A 561-nucleotide genomic window follows, 5' to 3' on the forward strand; every position below is an offset into this window, starting at 1 on the left:
CTGTCTGGGGTGTTGCGGGGTGTGGGTCCGGGGTTGGAGCGGGTGGATGTGGTGCAGCCGGCGTTGTGGGCGGTGATGGTGTCGTTGGCGGAGGTGTGGCGTGGGTGTGGTGTGGTGCCTGCTGCTGTGGTGGGGCATTCGCAGGGGGAGATCGCGGCTGCGGTGGTGGCGGGTGCGTTGTCGTTGGAGGACGGGGCGCGGGTGGTCGCGTTGCGTTCGCAGGCCATCGCTCGTGGGCTGGCGGGGCGTGGCGGGATGATGTCGGTGTCGGAGAGCGTCGATCGGGTGCGGGAGCGGCTCGCCGCGTGGGACGGTCGTATCTCGGTGGCGGCGGTCAACGGCCCGGGTTCGATCGTGGTGTCCGGTGATCCGGAGGCGCTGCGTGAGCTTCAGGCTCAGTGCGAGGCGGAGCAGGTACGGGCGAAGCTGATCCCGGTGGACTACGCGTCCCACTCGGCTCATGTGGAAGCGCTCCGGGAGGAGTTGCTCGACCTGCTCGCCCCGATCCGCCCACGCACCTCGGACATCATCTTCCACTCCACCGTCACGGGCACACCCCTG

The 561-nt window shown here is 69.5% G+C and carries 1 protein-coding gene; it reads left to right on the plus strand.

The window, feature by feature from the left end:
• On the plus strand, positions 1–561 hold a 561-nt coding region (locus NP777_RS47145), incomplete at both ends, for an acyltransferase domain-containing protein (protein ID WP_256656361.1).

The organism is Streptomyces rugosispiralis (genome assembly GCF_024505145.1).
Classification (GTDB): domain Bacteria; phylum Actinomycetota; class Actinomycetes; order Streptomycetales; family Streptomycetaceae; genus Streptomyces; species Streptomyces rugosispiralis.